Below are 19,649 nucleotides of genomic sequence, written 5' to 3'. Positions count from 1 at the left end.
AGAAAAGCCTTCTCTATTGAGAAGGCCGATCGTTAGCATTTAACCATAAGAATATTGACTTTTCATCAAACCCGTCATTTCTTGCGCAGGGATTGGACGGCTGAATAAGTAACCTTGCGCTTCATTGCATTGTCGCTGTAATAAGAACTGAAGCTGCTCCTTCGTTTCAACACCTTCTGCAATAACCTTCAGATCCAGATTATGTGCCATTGAAATAATCGTATGGACCAGAGCTGCGTCCTTTGCATCCTCAAACATATTCCGAGTGAACGATTGATCAATTTTTAAACTGTCGATCGGAAAAAGCTTCAAATAATTCAAGGAAGAATACCCAGTCCCAAAATCATCAATCGATAAAAAGATCCCCATCATCTTTAATTTATGCATGGTCTCTATGGCGTACTTCGTATCTTGAATAATACTTTCCGTTAGCTCAAGTTCAAGATATTGAGGGTCAAGCCCAGACTCGTTCAAAGCGTTACTTACCAATTCTATTAAATTGCTTTGCTTAAATTGTCGCGAAGAAATATTAACAGCCATACGTACAGGAGGATACCCTAGATTTTGCCACTCTTTATTTTGACAGCATGCTTCATTCAATACCCATTCACCTATTGGGATAATGAGACCTGTTTCTTCTGCTAATGGAATAAAATCAGCAGGAGAAATATGTCCCAGCTCCGGGTGTTGCCATCGAATCAATGCTTCTACTCCGATAACTTTTCCCGAATTCACATCAATTTGCGGCTGATAATAGACTCTGAACTCGTTTCGTTCCAAAGCTTTTCGCAACCCTATCTCCATCCGCATTTTCTGAGTTACTGCTTCGTTCATATCCGGTGTGTAAAACTGAAAATTATTTTTCCCTTGTTCTTTCACACGATACATCGCGGTGTCTGCATTTTTAATTAACGTTTCGATATCTCCACCGTCTGATGGATACAGACTTATTCCAATAGAAGGCGTTACGAACAATTCGTGTTCAAGAATTGTAAAAGACTGTGAGAATAAACGGACGATTTTTTGAGCCTTTATCATCATTTCATCTGCAGAAGTGTTTGTCCAAAGCACAATAAATTCATCGCCGCCTTGGCGAGAAACCGTATCCCCCTTACCCATGCAAGTTTCAAATCGATTCGCAACCTCTATTAATAAGCGATCGCCCATAGCGTGACCAAGTGTGTCATTAATATATTTAAATCGATCCAGATCAATAAACATGATGGCAATGATTTGTTTGTTCTCTTGAGCTTGATCTAATGCGAGCGTGAGACGATCATTCAGTAACAGCCGATTCGGCAGACCCGTTAATGGATCACGATAGACCATTTGATTGATTTTTTCTTCCGTCCTTTTTCGCTCTGAAATATCACGGATGATGCAACTGAAATAAGAGTCCCCTTCTTCATCCCACATCGCAATAGAGAGCTCTATTGGAATCTCTTCTTGATCCTTTCTTACGGCTTCTAATTCATGCGTATTTCCAATGATCGCAGGATCACCCGTTGACAAGAATTGCTCCATACTTTTCAAATTCTGTTCTCGGATACGTTTAGGAAAAATCATATGTAATTGCTCACCAATGACTTCTTGTTCTTCATATCCAAAAATGAGATGCGCGCCTTTGTTCCAAGAAATAATAGTCCCTTGGTAATCTGCTAATATAATTGCGTCATTAGCTGATTCAACCACAGAACGAAATCTCCGCTCTGACATCATGGACTGAGATTCAAACCGTCTATCGATGAAAGTGCTGACATACGCTAACCCCAGAATGAACAATACACCAAAACCAATCAAATATGCTAACAATGACGTATCGAATGCATGCTTTGAAACGATGTGGACATGATCATGCTTGAAGGTTACTGCCGCCATACCGGTGTAATGCATACCACATATGGCGATACCCATGATGAATGAGCATCCTAATTTACGTAACAAAATGAATGGCGAATTCGCATTTTGCTTAACTGAGAATAACAAGAGCAGAGCTACAAAAGATACAACATAAGCAATGATGGCAGATAGAATCCATAGTATTGGATTATAGACAATCACAGCTCCCATCACCATCGCTTCCATGCCGATATAATGCATAGAAACAATCCCCGTAGCAATGAAAGTTGCCCCAATGAATACGTGAGATTTCCGCATGATCGGTCGACTGATCATATGTAGAGCTAACCACGACGCAAGAAGTGCAGGAATTATTGAATATATCACAGTGGTCAAATGGTATGTGACGGAGATTGTTAAATGAAATGCGAGCATGGCGACAAAATGCATCGACCATATGCCCATTCCCATCGCAAATGCACTGCCTGCTAACCAAGTTTGTCTTGCTGTACCTTTAGCCTTATGAATGCGAGTTCCAAGATCCAATGCAACAAATGATGCGATAATAGCAATAAGAATTGAAAAGATCACGAGCGGGAAATGATAGGTACTTACGATGGTTTCCAAGATGATGTCTCCTAACTATAGGCATTCACTTACTAACCAAAGGAGCCACTGGTTGTGGTAAATAACCCCATCTTATATGTATTACCTGAGAACCATCTTAACATGATTTACATGGTGCCTCTAGATGTTTATGTCGAATATACCCGAAAACAAGTAAAAGTTACATTATCACGTAAATTTCATGCAATATTTGCTAATAAAAAAATCCTTTACATGAATCTGTAAAGGATTTGAGTTTCGTTTGATTAGTTTTTTCATTTATTTAATGACATTAACTTTAAATAAGAAGCTCAGCTTGATCTCCTTTTTTTACACCCGCTGCATTGCCCTCATCCGTATCAATATGCATGTCCAAAGCAAATTGATCGGAAACACGTGCAAGTACATCCTCGAAAATTAAAGGTCGCTCACCGCTTAATTTGACCCGAAGCAATTGTTTATCCTTAATCCCCCACTGCTCTGCATCCGAGGTATGAAAGTGAATATGTCTTGCTGCAACGATGACCCCAAGCTCTAAGGAAACTTCACCATTAGGGCCGATCACACGCAAACCAGGCGTGTCTTTAATGTTTCCCGACTCACGCACTGGCGGATGGATTCCTAATGAAAAGGCATCTGTACTTGAAACTTCAATTTGTGTTTGTGGCCGTATTGGACCTAGAATCCGCACTTTATCAAATTGACCTTTAGGGCCAACAATAGCTACAGTCTCCTGTGCAGCAAATTGTCCTGGCTGCGACAACTCTTTGAATATCGAAAGTTCATAACCTTCACCGAATAGCGCAACTAAATCGGTTTGGGAGAGATGTATATGTCTTGCTGAAACGCCAATAGGTATCATAGGCATGTGGAAAATCATCCTCTCATTACATCATAGTTGTCAGTATTACCGCCTAGCAAAAAAGGCATACGGAATTTCACCGTATGCCTTCGTAAGAAATTGTTTATTTGAACTCAGTAAGCATTTTGCTGAAATCAGCTTCGGAAAGCTTAAGATCTTGTTTAGCAAGACCTTCTTTAGCAAAGCTAGGAATGGAATCCTCGTAGCTCTTTTTATCTTTGTTTTGGTAGATGATACCCGTCAACATGGAGTTCGTTTCCATGATTTTCGTCATCGCCATCACACGATTTGTGTAATCATAGTCTGGAATCTCATCCAAATCTACGATATTCTCTTTGAACCAGTCATATGTGTTGACTTTATTGAAAGTTACACATGGGCTGAATACGTTGATCAAAGAGAAACCTTTGTGATTCAAACCAGCTTCAATCACAGCTGTTAACTGTTTCAAGTTACTAGAGAACGATTGTGCTACGAAAGAAGCTCCAGCAGCCATAGCGATTTCTAATGGTGAGATTGCGGACTCGATTGTACCTGATGGTACACTTTTCGTTTTGAAACCTTCCGCACTACGTGGGGATGCTTGACCTTTCGTCAAACCGTAGATTTGGTTATCCATTACAATGTAAGTAACGTCAATGTTACGTCGAATAGCATGAACAGTGTGCCCCATACCAATAGCAAAGCCGTCTCCATCTCCACCAGATGCGATAACTGTCAAATCGCGGTTAGCCATTTTCACGCCTTGTGCGATTGGCAGGGATCTCCCGTGAATACCGTGGAATCCGTATGCATTGATGTAACCAGAAATACGTCCAGAACATCCGATACCTGATACGATTGCTAAGTTCTCTGGCTCCAAACCAACATTAGCTGAAGCACGTTGAATAGCAGCTTGTACGGAGAAATCTCCGCATCCTGGACACCAGTTAGGCTTTACATTGTTACGAAAGTCTTTTAATGTTGCCATGCTAAAGTCAACTCCTTACATTTTTGTTCGATTTCTGCTGGTAAGAATGGGTTACCGTTGTATTTAAGAACGTTTTTGATTTTATCTGCATGACCAACATGCAGTTTAATTTGATCTGCTAATTGACCTGTAGCGTTGTTTTCTACAACGATAACTTGTTTCGCTTTTTCAACAAGCGGGCGAAGTTGGTCAGCTGGGAACGGATGAATCAAACGAACAGTAGCATGGTTGGTTTTGATACCTTCCAATTCAACGCGGCGTCTAGCTTCATCAATGGTTCCACCTGTTGAACCCATACCAATAATCAGAAGATCTGGATTGTCATGAGGTGCATCGAATTTAATAGCATCTGTCACTTGAATGTGTTTCAGCTTCTCAAGACGCTTATCCATCATACGTTGGCGGTTTTCAGTGCTTTCGGAAGGACGACCTGTTTGGTCATGCTCTACACCCGTTACATGGTGAATACCGTGCTTAATGCCTGGGATTACACGTGGTGATACGCCGTTCTCAGTGAACTCATAACGTTTAAACAATTGATTAGCTTCTTGTTCAGGAGCTTCTGTTACAAGTGCACCGCGATCAATCACGATACGATTGTAATCCAACATCTCTGCGGATTGTTTACCTAGTGAAAGTTGAAGATCCGTCATTAGAATAACCGGCACTTGGTACTTCTCAGCAAGGTTGAACGCTTCAATTGTATCGTAGAAACACTCTTCAATTGTGCTTGGGGAAAGTACGATTTTTGGGATTTCACCGTGCGTACCATATACCATTGCGTTCAAGTCGGATTGCTCTTGTTTCGTTGGAAGACCTGTACTTGGACCACCACGTTGTGTATCAACGATAACAACCGGTGTTTCAGTCATACCAGCTAGACCAATGGCTTCCATCATCAAGGAAAGACCAGGACCCGCAGATGCTGTCAATGCACGAGCACCAGCGTAGTTAGCGCCAATTGCCATTGTACATGCTGCGATCTCATCTTCCGTTTGGATAACAGTTCCACCCAATTTAGGAAGTACTTTTTGCAAGTATTCCATTACTTCGGATGCTGGCGTGATTGGGTATGCAGGCATGAAGCGGCAACCTGCTGCAACAGCTCCAAGAGCGATTGCATCGTTTCCGATCATGAACAATTTTTGTTGTCCGTCAGCAGGCTCAAGTTGGAAGTCAGCAATAGGTCCGCCAGCTAGCTCAAGTACGGATTCCGCACCTTTACGAACTGCTTCGATATTCTTCTCAACAACAGCTGCGCCTTTACGGCCAAATTCTTCTTCAACAGCTTTATTAAACACATCAAGCGGCAAGCCAAGTAGAGCCCATGAAGCGCCTGACGCGGCCATGTTCTTAAATAGGGATGTTCCTAATTCTTCTGCAATTGCAGTAATGGGTACAGGGAACAATCTAGCTTTGATTCCTTCAGGTAAAACAGGGTTAAATTTAGCATCCGCAACGATAACACCATTGTCGCGAAGTTCATGTGCGTTGAAATCGATACTTTCTTGGTCAAAAGCAACAAGAATATCTAAGTCGTCTGAAATTGCGCGAATCGGCTTGGTGCTGATGCGAATCTTGTTATTTGTATGTCCCCCCTTAATCCGTGAAGAGAAATGACGGTACCCATACAAATAGTAACCGAGACGGTTCAATGCAGTAGAGAAAATGCGGTCTGTACTTTCGACCCCTTCACCCTGCTGACCTCCGATTTTCCAAGATAACTGACTAATCACCGTACGTCCACTCCTTTTAATTGTAGCTGCATGAAGAAAATTTGAAGCTGATTGTGTAGTAATTTAAGATGATGCAATAAAAAATTTCTTTCACTTGTCAAACAAATTCTATGCCTTTACAGAGTAAATTGCAAGAGGTTTCACCGTTTCTAAAAGATAGAGTTTTTAGATTGTATCCATATCAATATTAGATCGATTTCCAACTATCATTGCGGAAGGTTCGCCAACATGAAATTGCGCCAATTTCCGTACAAAAAAGCCTCTACTTGTGACTCCGCATAGTTTTTACATAAAGCTTCTATAATATTTCCGTATTGTCCAACATGTCGTAAATCTTTCACCCATTGCTCGATCCCATCAAAATCCGAACCAAAACCAAGATGCGACTCTCCGCCTAATGCACAGATATGATCAATATGCTTTAAGATCGATGAGATCTCAACAGTCGTTTTCGAGTTTTCCAGAAAGTAAGGAACGAACGTAATCCCCATCAATCCTTTACACTGTATGATAGCTTTAATTTGATCATCTGATAAATTTCTTGGATGAGGACATATGTGATAGGCGTTAGAATGCGATGCAATAAATGGTTTCTTATACAAAGCAATAAGCTCCCAGAATGCCGCTACAGATAGATGAGACACATCGACTATTATACCCATAGTTTCTATTTCTTTTAACATCAGCATTCCTTTTTTAGTAAATCCGCCATTTCTCGGCTCCATTACGCCGTCTGCAGCCCAATTTGCATAGTTCCAAGTCAGTCCTGCGCAACGAACACCTAAGTGATAGAGAATTCTTAAATGCGTCAAATTTCCCACGAGAGCATCCATGCCTTCTAATGTCAAAATAGCCCCAACCTGTTCGGTTTTCTCCAATGCTAACCAATCTGTAGTAGAACGAATGAATCTCATATGGGGATGACTTGTGATTTTCCGGTGAAACACATCCACCATTTGCAAAATATGATCAAAGCTTGGGTTCTGGATCGATTCTGATAAGTACATTGCAAAATATTGTACCTTCACACCACCCTGCAGAAGCTTGGGATAACTGACATCCAATTCCAACTCTTCTTTATTGAAGTCGAGCTTGGCATTCATATATAGCTTCGTTAACGCGTCACAATGTCCATCTACAATTTTCATCCCATAACAGCCTCCTGACCCATATGCATTATATGTCTAAACAGCACAAAAACCTCTATACAGAGGTTTCATAAGTACTTTGATAACGTTTAGTTTTATCCTGCTGTCAAGTCCTGAAAGTCAACTCTTATACAGAGTGCCTTGCCGTCTACCGAGGCTCGACAATCAATTTAATCGCTGTCCGGTCCTCCCCATCAATAACGATATCCGTGAAGGCTGGTACACAAATTAAGTCGACTCCACTAGGCGCCACAAATCCTCTTGCGATAGCTACTGCTTTAATGGCTTGGTTCAACGCACCTGCACCTATCGCTTGAAGCTCAGCGGCTCCACGCTCGCGCAATACGCCTGCCAATGCACCTGCAACGGAGTTTGGATTGGATTTTGCTGAAACTTTTAATACATCCATGAATAGTACCTCCTCGGAAATGATGGATAGCTTCCAATACCCATCATATTCGCAAGATTAACTAAACATGCTAATTCATCCAGTTTAAATCATGGCACCATCGTGAGAGCTATTAATCCATGAATACTTGATCTTCATCATATCGAATCAGGTTGATCCCTTTAGCCAATCCAGTCTGATCGTTTAGTTCAATCACAACGGCATGGAAATGCCATTTCCCTTCATCCGTTACAAAGCGCACAGGAAGCTGAGTTTTAAACTTCTGAAGTACTGCGTTTCGCTCAACCCCTAAAATGCCATCACGAGGCCCTACCATTCCCACATCGGTCACATACGCTGTACCTTGAGGCAATACACGGTTATCATTCGTTTGCACATGTGTATGCGTTCCTACGACTGCAGAAACCTTACCATCCAAGTGCCAACCCATCGCGATTTTCTCGGATGTTGCTTCTGCATGAAAATCGACAAATACAAATTTATGTTTTTTCTTATCCCCTTCAAGAATTTCATCCACCTTGCGGAAAGGGCAATCGATTGGAGGCAAGAATGTGCGTCCCTGTAAATTAATTATGAGAAGCTCCTGATCCTTAACTTTAATAGTTGTATGACCTCTTCCAGGTGTCCCAGGAGGGAAGTTTGCAGGACGAACCATTTTCTCATCACGATCTATGAAATCGAAAATCTCCTTCTGATCCCACGTGTGGTTGCCCATCGTAATCGCCAGAATACCCATTTCATATATCTCTTTCGCAATTGCTGCTGTAATTCCCTTGCCCGCTGCCGCGTTCTCACCATTTGCAATAAAAACAGCATGTGGATGTAATTGTTTTAGCCTTGGCATGATATTCTTCAATGCTTTTCTACCAACAGAACCTACAATGTCACCGATAAATACAATTTTCATAACTTAAGACAAGCTCCTTTATGACCGAATTTAGTCTAGCTAGCAACTCTTGAAGTTGACACTCGGCCTTGAAAATAAGGAAAAGTGGCTATAATAGCCACTTTTCGCATTAATATCTTATTTAGCGTATTCAACTGCTCTTGTTTCACGAATGACCGTAACCTTAATATGTCCTGGATAATCGAGTTCACCCTCGATTTTCTTCGTAATATCACGGGCTAAACGGAACGCTTCGGTGTCATCCACTTTCTCTGGTTGCACCATAACGCGAACTTCACGGCCTGCTTGAATGGCGTATGATTTCTCAACACCCTCAAACGACTCTGAAATCTCTTCCAGCTTCTCAAGACGTTTGATATACGTTTCGAGCGTTTCTCTACGAGCACCTGGTCTCGCTGCGGACAATGCGTCTGCAGCCCCTACTAGCATGGCAATAACAGAAGTTGCTTCCACGTCACCGTGATGCGAAGCAATACTATTAATAACGATAGGATGCTCTTTGTATTTCTTACCTATCTCAACACCGATTTCAACGTGAGACCCTTCAACTTCATGGTCTAACGCTTTACCAATGTCATGAAGCAGCCCGGCACGTTTCGCCAAAGTTACGTCTACCCCGAGCTCCCCGGCCATTAAACCAGCCAGATACGCTACTTCCATAGAATGTTTCAACACGTTCTGTCCGTAACTTGTTCTGAACTTCAGGCGCCCCAAAATTTTGATCAAGTCAGGATGCAAACCGTGTACCCCAACTTCAAACGTCGCTTGCTCCCCATATTCGCGGATACGTTCGTCCACTTCTTTACGGGACTTCTCAACCATCTCTTCGATACGTGCTGGATGAATACGTCCATCCGCCACAAGTTTTTCAAGTGATGTACGAGCAATTTCACGACGGATTGGGTCAAAACCTGAAAGAATTACTGCTTCAGGCGTATCATCAATAATGAGGTCAATACCCGTCAATGTTTCCAAGGCACGAATATTTCTACCTTCACGACCAATAATGCGGCCTTTCATTTCTTCATTAGGCAACGAGACAACTGAAACCGTAGTCTCAGCTACGTGATCCGCCGCACAACGCTGAATAGCAAGTGTGATGATCTCACGTGCTTTCTTATCGCCTTCTTCTTTGGCCTGTTGTTCAATCTCTTTGATTAGTTGCGCAGTTTCATGACGAACTTCTTGCTCTACATTAGTAAGAATAATGCTCTTAGCTTCTTCCATTGTAAGACCAGAAATTCGTTCCAATTCGGAAACTTGGCTTTTATAAAGCTGATCAATCTGTGTTTGTGTATCTTCGATACGCTTCTCTTTGTTGGCAACTAACTCTTCTTTACGCTCGAGAGATTCTAATTTTTTATCCAGCGATTCCTCTTTTTGCAACAATCGTCTTTCTTGTCGTTGAATTTCATTCCGACGTTCACGAATGTCTTTTTCAGCTTCGGACCTTAGCTTGTGCACTTCGTCCTTTGCTTCCAGAACCGTTTCTTTTTTCAGTGCTTCTGCTTCCTTTTTGGCAGATTCTCTTATCTGCTCAGCGGCTGTTTCAGCACTGGAAATTTTCGCTTCTGCAAGAGATTTACGGATAAAATAACCAATCCCTAAGCATGCAGCTCCAACAACGAGAATGATCGTGATCCAGATGGCAGTCATCTTGTTCACCTCCTCGTTGGTTTCTCCAAGTTGTTAGCCTGGGGTACCTTCGGTTTTTTAATCCGATTTAATTGTTTGACTAGTCATACATACCCTCAGCAAAGTAAGAGTATGGCTTTTAAATGAATGCGCACAGTGCGTTAGGGCACTATAGTGCTAATAATCCATAATCAACAGTGTAAAAATTGGCGGTTTTTACATCTGCCCTCTCAAAATCAATGAAATTAGTATGATTTTGAATACATTATGAAAATATACACTGTTATTTTATCTTTTGTCGAAGAAGCTTGTCAAGCGAATGTCCAAGAGTTGATCATTTAGGACTAAAACGGATCTTCAAATAGTTAATAGCATTAAGTAAATGTACAATTAATTAACGACATTAAATATCTTGGAATTCATCTTCTATAAACTCTATCTCCTCTTCACTGGATTCACTGCTTATTAACCCTAAGACCTTAGTCACAACAGCGCCTGTATAACCTCTTCGCATTAGAAATGCCGCAGTCTTCCGCTTTCTATCCATCGTCTTGCCTGACGTTTGCTTCCATTTGGTTCTGGCAATTTTCAATGCTCCCACATACTCATCTTCGGGATTTATGGCATCCATCGTACTCTTAACAACATCTTGATGAATCCCTTTTTGCTGAAGTTCTTGTCGAATCAAGTTACGCCCTTTACGTTGTGAAATCACGCGATTGTCTGTCCACATCTTCGCAAATTCTTCATCATTGATATACTTGTTTTCAACAAGCTTCTCACTAACCCATTCAATTATTTGTGCTTCGAATCCTTTTTCTTTCAGTTTTCGTTTTACCTCTGATAGAGAATGAGGACGTCTTCCAACCATATGAAGAGCCTTTACATAAGCCAAATTCCGCTCTTCATCTAATATGATAGCTTCAATCGCTTGTTGATATAAGGATTCACCTTTGTTCAAGCGATGCTTGATCAAAATATCCTCATGTACAGAAAATGCGTACTCCTCATTTAGAAAAATGTTATAGCGATGCCTTCCTTGTTTTTGCTTCTCTACCTTGGTTATCACTTGTAATTGCTGTATTAGTTCCTCTTCGTGATTCATTTCTATAAACCCCCAATAATGGAGAAAAAGCACCCCAACACAAGGTTAAGGTGCTTCATCCGTCCTATACTTCAAACTTATTCAAAAGCTGTTTCCAACTCATCTTCTTCTTCATCCGTATTTGGACCAACTACTTTGATCAAGTTGCTGTTTTCTCTAATTCTAAGTTCAATTGTTTCCGAGATCGCTTTGTTATCTTTCAAGAATTGCTTTGCGTTCTCACGACCCTGACCTAGACGTTCTCCCTCATACGAATACCAAGCTCCGCTCTTATTCACGATATCTAGCTCAGTTCCGATATCAATAATACTACCTTCACGTGAGATTCCCTCGCCGTACATGATATCAACTTCCGCTTGTTTGAACGGAGGTGCTACTTTATTCTTAACGACCTTAATTCTCGTGCGGTTACCAACCATGTCATTCCCTTGTTTGATTGTCTCAATACGACGAACATCCAAACGAACGGAAGAGTAGAACTTCAGGGCACGACCACCCGGAGTTGTCTCAGGGTTACCAAACATAACGCCAACCTTCTCACGCAATTGATTGATGAAAATAGCGATAACTTTGGATTTGTTAATTGCACCAGACAGCTTACGAAGAGCTTGTGACATCAAACGTGCTTGAAGACCTACGTGTGAATCCCCCATGTCACCTTCAATTTCCGCTTTTGGTACAAGTGCTGCTACGGAATCGATAACAATAATATCTACCGCGCCACTGCGCACAAGTGCTTCCGCGATCTCGAGTGCTTGCTCACCTGTATCTGGTTGGGAAAGCAAAAGTTCATCTATATTAATACCAAGCTTACTTGCATATGAAGGATCCAACGCATGCTCCGCATCAATAAAGGCAGCTTGTCCGCCCACTCTTTGAACTTCGGCAATAGCGTGTAGAGCAACGGTTGTTTTACCTGATGACTCTGGGCCGTACACTTCAATAATTCTTCCACGTGGAAATCCACCTATTCCAAGCGCGATATCAAGGGCAAGTGCACCCGATGAGATCGTTTCAACTTGCATATGAGTAGATTCTCCAAGCTTCATGATGGAGCCTTTTCCGAACTGTTTCTCAATTTGACGTAATGCATTATCAAGTGCGGCACGACGATCTGACAAAACGACCACTTCCTTCTATCATTATAGGTATATGATAACTTGTTTTGGCATGTTTGCCAAGCATTTTTTCGAACATACATTCGTTTTTATTGCGAACAAACAAAAAACCGTAACAAAGTTATCGCTTTGCTACGGTTCTTCCGTTACACTATTTTGATTATAGTAGATTTCTAGCTTTCTTTCAACTGTTTCCACAATTGATAGAGTGCATGTTTAGCAGCTCGTTGTTTAATAAACTCTCTATTGCCAGATAACTGCAAAGTAAACACTTCGGTCTTCGCATGCTTTTGTGCCAATCCAACATAAACAAGACCTACAGGCTTCCCTTCAGATGGGCTTGGACCTGCCACTCCGGTCACCGAAATCCCAAAGTCGCTACCAGTCCTAACAAGCAACTGTTCGGCTAAAATGATGGCTGTCTCGCTGCTTACAGCACCTGGGGCACCTTCTCCCTCCAAAACATCCATCGGTACCCCAAGCAGCTTATGTTTTAATGCGTTTGAGTAAACGATAATTCCACCTAGAAAAGATTGAGAACTACCCGGTACAGCCGTTATTAAGTCACTTAACAAACCACCTGTACAGCTCTCAGCCACTGCAAGTGTCATCTTGTTCGAACCCAGCAACTGTAAGACGATCGTTTCGATCGGAACATCTTGATCCGCGTAGAGATACTCTCCTAGTCGATTCGTAATTTCAGCTTTCGTCGCTTGTAATTTCTGTTCGCCTTCTATAGCTGTATGTGCACGCGTTGTTAAACGTATGGTGACCTCACCCTCTTTGGCATAGGGTGCAATTGTAGGGTCAGATTGAGCTTGAATTAAATCCAATAACAGATGCTCCAAATTAGACTCTCCAATGCCTGCAAACTTCAACATTTTCGAATATAAAGGAACTTCATCTGTCATCCAGGATTTAAGCCATGGTACAGCATAATTGGTAAACATCGGCTTCATTTCCTTAGGTGGGCCTGGAAGTAAAACGAAATGAGTACCCTCGAATGTGAGTGCATTACCTACTGCTAAACCTGTATCATTATGTAAGGGATCACTACCTTCTAGCATAAGGGCTTGACGGCGATTACTCTCTACCATATGAATTCCTCGTGAGGAAAACATTGTTGTGATTGCCTCCATGGAGGGTTCGTGAATGATTAAATTACGCCCCGTAAATGCTGCTAATACATCTTTGGTCAGATCATCTTGCGTAGGCCCGAGTCCTCCCGTACAAATCACAACATCTGCTCTCGATGCAGCCAATTTCAAGCTGTTTAATAAGCGCTGTTCATTGTCCCCGACGACCGTTTGAAAGTAAATATCAATGCCGTGTGCAGCACATTCCCTCGATAAAAATTGTGCATTCGTATTCACTATTTGTCCAAGTAACAATTCAGTTCCTACCGCAATGATTTCTGCTTTCATCTACCGAATCCTCCTTAAAATGAGAAAACCTCTAGCGTGATCGTTCAGTGAAGATCGACCGCGTTTAGAGGTTGGTTGTATTGTCCTTAGAAATAACCAATAATAAGTCGCCTTATTATGACTTTTCCGAAAAATCGATGACATGTTTGTTTTTCACAAAATATTCCACACCTGAATAAACGGTAATAATTGCAGCTGCCCAACTAGCTATGACATCAAAGCGAAAATCTAGAAACGTAAATGGAAAATTATTAATAAGAAGAGCGATGATAGCTGTAATTTGAGCAGCCGTCTTCGCCTTACCCCATTTGCTAGCCGCCATGACAGTACCCTCTAAGAGTGCAATTTGACGAAGTCCAGTAACTGCCCACTCTCTGCTAATAATGACAATAACGATCCAAGCATCTACTTTATCCATTTCTACTAATGAAACAAGTACAGCAGTAACAAGCAGTTTGTCCGCTAATGGATCAAGCAGCTTGCCTAAATTCGTGACAAGATTACGTTTCCTTGCAATGTAACCATCCAAACTATCTGTACTAGCAGCAATAATAAAAATTAAAGCAGCAATAATTTGATTATACGTTATGCTAAACTCCTCTATCCGTATTTGAGGAAATTTTACCTTAATCAACAGAAAAAACATGATGATGGGTACTAATAAAATTCTCGCTACGGTGATGCGGTTAGCTAAGTTCATGCAATTACCTCCCCAGATAAGTCAAACTCATAGGAGTGGGTAATACGGACTTTGGCAAGCTCTCCGATATTCAATTTCGCATTCGATACGAACACTTCACCATCAATTTCTGGTGCATCGAATTGGGAACGGCCAATATATACATCGCTTCTGCCATCATATCTTTCAATTAGCACGTCAATTTCTTGTCCGATTCGGCGACCGCCGCGGATATTCGAAATTTCACGTTGAATTTCCATAATGGCATTCGCACGATATTCTTTAACATCATCTGGCACTTGATCCGGCAGTCTTGCTGCAGGTGTATCATCTTCTTTGGAGTAAGCAAACACACCAAGACGATCAAATTGAACGTCACGCACAAATTGTTTTAAATTCTCAAAATCTTGTTCTGTTTCGCCTGGGAAACCGACAATAAGAGACGTACGTAGGGCAACATCCGGAATAGATTCACGAATTTTGCGAACGAGTTCGCGTGTATCTTTCTGGCGACCTGGTCTACGCATCCGTTTAAGAATCGAATCTTCACTGTGTTGCAAAGGCATATCAATGTATTTGCATACTTTAGGATTCGTAGCCATCACTTCAATCAGTTCATCACTGAAGAAGCCTGGGTATGCATAATGTAGACGCACCCATTCAATGCCTTCAACTTCACTTACTTTGTTCAACAAAGTAGGAAGCATGAAGCCATCATAAAGATCTGTTCCGTAGTTTGTAGAATCTTGCGCGATCAAACTGATTTCTTTCACACCTTGTGAAGCAAGGTTAGCAACTTCAGCTACGATGGATTCCATACTTCTGCTTTTGAAGCTGCCACGCATAATTGGAATGGAGCAGAATGTGCATGCGTTATCGCAGCCTTCAGCAATTTTCACATAGGCCGTATAACGAGGTGTGGTCATCAATCTAGGCAGGTCCGCGTCATAGTTAAATACCGGATTTCCTACTAGAACCGGTTTCTTTCCTCTGAGCGCTTCGTCTACAATGTGATTAATTTTATCAAAATCACCCGTACCAACAATGCCATCAATCTCAGGCATTTCTTCCATCAACTGCTTTTTGTATCGTTGAGTTAAACAGCCTGAAACAATAAGTGCCTTTAGATTCGCTGTTTGTTTCAGTTCTGCCATATCCAAAATTGTATTTACGGATTCCTCTTTTGCAGCATCAATGAACCCGCAAGTGTTCACGATAATGACTGTGGCATCTTCCTTATTCTCTACAAGTTGAAAACCACGGCCATGAATTAAGCCAGACATAATCTCGGAATCAACTAAATTCTTCTCACATCCGAGAGTAACTACTTTAACCTTTTCTGTCATGAAAGAAACAACCTCCAATAGTCCTAAAAAACACTCCCTACCAGTATAATACAAGCCCAATAGGGTGTCAAAATGTAAAAACCCCCTGCATCCAAGGGGTTTTCTGCTTCATATAATCTTTTACCCGTTTATTTCATATTAACAAACTGCAAATCCAAAGGGATATCCGCTTTGCGAAGTAGCGCAATTACGGCTTGTAAATCGTCGCGGCTCTTGCCTGTTACACGAATTTGATCGCCTTGGATTTGAGTTTTAACCTTCAACTTGGAATCACGAATTAATATGTTAATTTTCTTCGAATTGTCTTGATCGACACCTTGCTTCATGCTAATTTTCTGTCTTACCGTAGAACCAGCGGCTGGCTCAACTTTGGAATACTCTAGATTTTTAATCGAGATTCCCCGTTTAGTCATTTTTGCATGCATAATATCTAGAACGTTCTGGAGCTTAAACTCATCATCCGATGTGACGACAAGCTGATCCTTATCCAATTTGATACTGCTTTTGCTTCCTTTAAAATCAAAGCGGGTCAAAATCTCTTTCTCCGCTTGTTGAATCGCGTTGTTTAGTTCTTGCATATCCACTTTGGACACAATATCGAATGAACTCTCTGTACTCATCTACATTCCAACATCCCTTCCATCAAATTACATTAGCATTATAGCAAGAACGCATAAAAAAAGAAATATCCTACCGCCATATGGCTTCGAATATTTCCTATCAACCGATTTTCATTACCCGGGAAAGCGCAGGAACTGCCAAATTGCTAGCTTTTTTGCAAGTTCAGCTGTACTCGCTTCGGGTTAGGCGTATCTCCTACAGGGACAAGTGTTCCATTGACCATGAGCTGTAACGCGCTGGCTGCGCCAACATTCAAGTAAGCAGAGCTAGTTAAATCAAATGTATCCGTATCGCCGACATTATACAGCTTCTGTCTTAGCAATGCTCCCTTTTCGCCCTCAGGCGTCAGTGCATTAACAGCTATCCAACATGAACCCGTAATCTTAAATTGAATATTTAGATTCGGACTTCCGGTAATGATGTAATTATCTACACCTTTTTCATTAGAGCTGAATTTAACCTGCACCGCTGGCGGCGTAGGCGTCGGAGTTGGTGTCGGTGTTGGTGTAGCAAGAACTGCCGCTTTACCATCCCCCGTAGCATTGACGGATGAGCTCGGCGAAGGATTCGTCGAGTCTGTGATCCGAGGCGCTTGTGATTGCGTTGGCTGCTCATCTGCAGGCGTTCCCTTATAATTCTTATATGTATAATAATACACGATCCCAAATATTAGAAGAATAAAACAGACAAACATAAGACTGGAAGCCCAGCGGCTCATCTTCTCTGTATTACGAACGCTTGATCTATTTTTGCGAATGGCTTCGACAACAGGCTTCTCAATCGTAGGGGCAGGAAGAGTTGACTGGTACATGTTCAGAACTTCATTCGGATCAAGCCCCAAAGCTTCCGCATAGCTTTTAATAAAAGCCCTGACATAGAAACTTCCAGGCAACACCTTGTAGTTTCCTTCTTCAATGGCTTCTAGATAGCGTTTGCGGATCTTCGTTACTTCCTGAAGATCATCCAGTGAGATCTTTTTTTCCTGTCGTGTTTTGCGCAAAATATAACCTAAGTCAGACATATGGTCACCTCCCCGAAGGAATTATGAATCCTGTTATTGACGTTTGAACGATCAAAAAGGTTCGGAAGTATACGTAAATGAATCATAGTTAATTTCTTCATCCGGGCTATTCCGAAGCTCAATGATATAATCAAAGTGATTATAGGTGTATTCCGATTCACGAATAAAAATGTCTGGATGCTCAATAACCTTCGTTGAAGGCAGACCCATAATATCTTGTAAGAGGCTGTAGTGCTTCTCATTTGAACGAATAGTAGAGACAATTCCATCAATGATATATACATTGTTTGGAGCCATTTCATCCTCGGAAAGTTGGCTGCGAACGGTTTGTCTTAATAATGTTGAGGAAACGAAAGTCCAACGTTTGTTCGCACAAACGCTGCCAGCGATAATCGACTCTGTTTTACCAACTCGTGGCATGCCGCGAAGTCCAACGACTTGATTACCTTCACGCTTGAAAATTTCTCCAAGAAAGTCAACTAACAAGCCTAGCTCGTCTCGCGTAAAGCGAAATGTTTTGCGATCGTCGGAATCGCGTTCAATATATCTGCCGTGACGAACAGCCAAAATATCAACTAATTTAGGCGGTCTCAATGCAGTAATAGTAATATTATCTACTTTTCTCAACATTTTACCCATTAAATCAATTTTTTCTTCATCATTTGTTTGAAGCAGCATGCCGCGAGTGCGATCTTCAACCCCATTAATCGTCACAATGTTAATATCCAGCATCCCCATCAATGAAGCTATATCACCTAATAAACCGGGACGGTTCTTGTGAATTTTGTATTCCATATACCATTCTTTAACGTCCAATTCTTCCACCTCATCATCATCTCTGTCACACATATCTGTACATGAACTTACTTTTGATGTTCCTTTAATTAATTTCTACAAATTCCGTCAAAATCCTTCTCTAAAACTAAGAACAACGACATTATTTCATTTTTAGTTCTTTTAGCTCTTGTATATTGTAATTTTGAATACCTTTCTGCCAAGCGTGCGATTTCATTATAACAAGTCGGTTATCAAATATTTGTGTCCAATTGAGATCAGCTGTTAATGCACCCGAAAAGTCCATAACTGACACCCCTAGGGATTTCGTTTTCTGCAGTTGCGCTTCATCCACGGGGCTGTAAAAAATAACCCACGATGCACGATGTTGATTCATTTGAAATGTTAATTGCTGAAACCACTGAGGGTTATCCAATAATACAATGTGATCTGCTTCTTCTGACGGAGCCCACGCAGATGGAATTGGACGGTCACTTCGTGTCACCCATTCAATTGCTACGTTTTGATATAGGAGATCCTGAATACCTTTGTTTTTCATTGTTTCCATCTGTTGCGTATCCACTTGGAGTACGGAAGCCTGCTCATTCACTGCATTTGCTTTGCCCTCCACAAATGGCTGACTTTGTACAAAGGTCCATTTACTCGAAGAAAGCCCTAACATCATGGTTTCATTTGCGGAAGGGAACAGTTCGTTTCCAACAACATATATGTAGTCATATGATTTCGTTTTCAGTTTTGAAACCACACCATCATCCAGTGCATTCAAATCTTTCACCCAATCATATGCGATAGAGTTTGCATCTTGCCAACTCTTAAGTGTTTGTCCTAAAGCAGTCTTCGCTGAATCCGTTAAACTCACACTCGATAGCATTAATACGGACAATTTCTGATCAAGCAGCTCTTGTTTAATGACGGGAATCCCACGATTACCGCACCCAGCAACTAAAGAAGATAATAGAATTAAAATGAGTAAGAAACTTTTCTTATGCATACAGTGATAATTCCTTTCCAGCTTATAAAGCATGCAAAAGCCTCCGAAAGAGGAGGCTTTCACAACATACCCTATTGAATTGTAAAACGGTTATTAACCTTTGTCTACTAATTTTACCATGAGACGGGCAAGCGCATGCTTTTCCTGCTCATCCCCTGCATCCCACAACTCTTTGAGAACTCGTTCTTGCTCATTTTGAGGGTCAACCTTGTCTGCCAAAAACTCCCCAATTTGAAAAGCGAGCTTTGAGATGGTTTCATCACTCATCCCCGCATGTCCAGCCTGACTCACGCGTTCAGCCAAAAATTCTTTCCATTTGTCGAACACCTTAAGTACAGTAGCCATTGTAAGAAGCCTCCTTTGAGTTATGAGAAATGGTCATTACATACGTAATATGCGCTTCTCAAAAAGGAATTATGCGTGGACTTCTTTACCAC

General features: G+C 41.4%; 18 protein-coding genes. All 18 read right to left on the bottom strand.

Annotation, left to right across the window (positions count from 1 at the left end; genetic code table 11):
* Positions 1-39: 39 nt before the first annotated feature.
* On the bottom strand, positions 40-2,466 hold the full coding sequence (locus AC58P7_RS13780) for an EAL domain-containing protein (protein ID WP_497343636.1): 2,427 nt from the start codon (positions 2,464-2,466) through the stop codon (positions 40-42).
* Positions 2,467-2,743: 277 nt separating this feature from the next.
* Positions 2,744-3,313: a phosphate propanoyltransferase gene (pduL, locus tag AC58P7_RS13775; protein ID WP_497343634.1), complete on the bottom strand. Its 570-nt coding sequence runs from the start codon at positions 3,311-3,313 to the stop codon at positions 2,744-2,746.
* Between the two features lie 97 nt (positions 3,314-3,410).
* Positions 3,411-4,277 (bottom strand): 2-oxoacid:ferredoxin oxidoreductase subunit beta, encoded by an 867-nt coding sequence (locus AC58P7_RS13770; protein WP_497343632.1) that lies wholly within the window; start codon positions 4,275-4,277, stop codon positions 3,411-3,413.
* A complete protein-coding gene (locus tag AC58P7_RS13765; RefSeq protein ID WP_497343630.1) occupies positions 4,265-6,013 on the bottom strand; it encodes a 2-oxoacid:acceptor oxidoreductase subunit alpha in 1,749 nt (582 codons plus the stop codon). The genes AC58P7_RS13770 and AC58P7_RS13765 overlap by 13 nt, the downstream gene beginning before the upstream one ends.
* A gap of 206 nt (positions 6,014-6,219) precedes the next feature.
* Positions 6,220-7,161 (bottom strand): dipeptidase, encoded by a 942-nt coding sequence (locus AC58P7_RS13760; RefSeq protein ID WP_497343628.1) that lies wholly within the window; start codon positions 7,159-7,161, stop codon positions 6,220-6,222.
* 148 nt (positions 7,162-7,309) lie between these two features.
* Positions 7,310-7,570 (bottom strand): stage V sporulation protein S, encoded by a 261-nt coding sequence (locus tag AC58P7_RS13755; RefSeq protein ID WP_028558349.1) that lies wholly within the window; start codon positions 7,568-7,570, stop codon positions 7,310-7,312.
* A gap of 112 nt (positions 7,571-7,682) precedes the next feature.
* Entirely contained in the window at positions 7,683-8,477 is a 795-nt protein-coding gene (locus tag AC58P7_RS13750; protein ID WP_497343626.1) for a TIGR00282 family metallophosphoesterase, read from the bottom strand.
* Between the two features lie 117 nt (positions 8,478-8,594).
* Positions 8,595-10,133, bottom strand: coding sequence for a ribonuclease Y (gene rny, locus AC58P7_RS13745; RefSeq protein WP_497343624.1), 1,539 nt, complete (start codon positions 10,131-10,133; stop codon positions 8,595-8,597).
* A 382-nt stretch (positions 10,134-10,515) separates the two neighbouring features.
* Positions 10,516-11,217 (bottom strand): regulatory protein RecX, encoded by a 702-nt coding sequence (locus AC58P7_RS13740; protein WP_497343622.1) that lies wholly within the window; start codon positions 11,215-11,217, stop codon positions 10,516-10,518.
* Positions 11,218-11,294: 77 nt separating this feature from the next.
* On the bottom strand, positions 11,295-12,338 hold the full coding sequence (gene recA, locus AC58P7_RS13735) for a recombinase RecA (protein WP_436236116.1): 1,044 nt from the start codon (positions 12,336-12,338) through the stop codon (positions 11,295-11,297).
* Positions 12,339-12,508: 170 nt separating this feature from the next.
* A complete protein-coding gene (locus tag AC58P7_RS13730; RefSeq protein WP_497343620.1) occupies positions 12,509-13,759 on the bottom strand; it encodes a competence/damage-inducible protein A in 1,251 nt (416 codons plus the stop codon).
* A gap of 115 nt (positions 13,760-13,874) precedes the next feature.
* A complete protein-coding gene (gene pgsA, locus AC58P7_RS13725; protein ID WP_441991994.1) occupies positions 13,875-14,459 on the bottom strand; it encodes a CDP-diacylglycerol--glycerol-3-phosphate 3-phosphatidyltransferase in 585 nt (194 codons plus the stop codon).
* The gene (gene rimO / locus AC58P7_RS13720; RefSeq protein WP_497343618.1) at positions 14,456-15,784 is read right to left on the bottom strand and encodes a 30S ribosomal protein S12 methylthiotransferase RimO; all 1,329 of its coding nucleotides are present in this window, start codon (positions 15,782-15,784) and stop codon (positions 14,456-14,458) included. Before rimO ends, pgsA begins: the two co-directional genes overlap by 4 nt.
* Before the next feature lie 128 nt (positions 15,785-15,912).
* On the bottom strand, positions 15,913-16,404 hold the full coding sequence (locus tag AC58P7_RS13715; protein ID WP_065853810.1) for a YajQ family cyclic di-GMP-binding protein: 492 nt from the start codon (positions 16,402-16,404) through the stop codon (positions 15,913-15,915).
* Between the two features lie 146 nt (positions 16,405-16,550).
* Entirely contained in the window at positions 16,551-17,426 is an 876-nt protein-coding gene (locus AC58P7_RS13710) for a helix-turn-helix domain-containing protein (protein WP_497343616.1), read from the bottom strand.
* Between the two features lie 51 nt (positions 17,427-17,477).
* On the bottom strand, positions 17,478-18,275 hold the full coding sequence (locus tag AC58P7_RS13705) for a DUF3388 domain-containing protein (RefSeq protein WP_436236112.1): 798 nt from the start codon (positions 18,273-18,275) through the stop codon (positions 17,478-17,480).
* An 88-nt stretch (positions 18,276-18,363) separates the two neighbouring features.
* Positions 18,364-19,245 carry a hypothetical protein gene (locus AC58P7_RS13700; protein ID WP_497343614.1) on the bottom strand — a complete coding sequence of 294 codons (882 nt, stop codon included), beginning with the start codon at positions 19,243-19,245 and terminating at the stop codon, positions 18,364-18,366.
* 60 nt (positions 19,246-19,305) lie between these two features.
* Positions 19,306-19,557: a DUF3243 domain-containing protein gene (locus tag AC58P7_RS13695; RefSeq protein ID WP_497343612.1), complete on the bottom strand. Its 252-nt coding sequence runs from the start codon at positions 19,555-19,557 to the stop codon at positions 19,306-19,308.
* Positions 19,558-19,649: the final 92 nt, after the last annotated feature.

Source organism: Paenibacillus sp. J22FR5, assembly GCF_059691975.1.
Note: the sequence above shows the minus strand (reverse complement) of the source record. Positions and strands in the feature narration are given on the sequence as shown.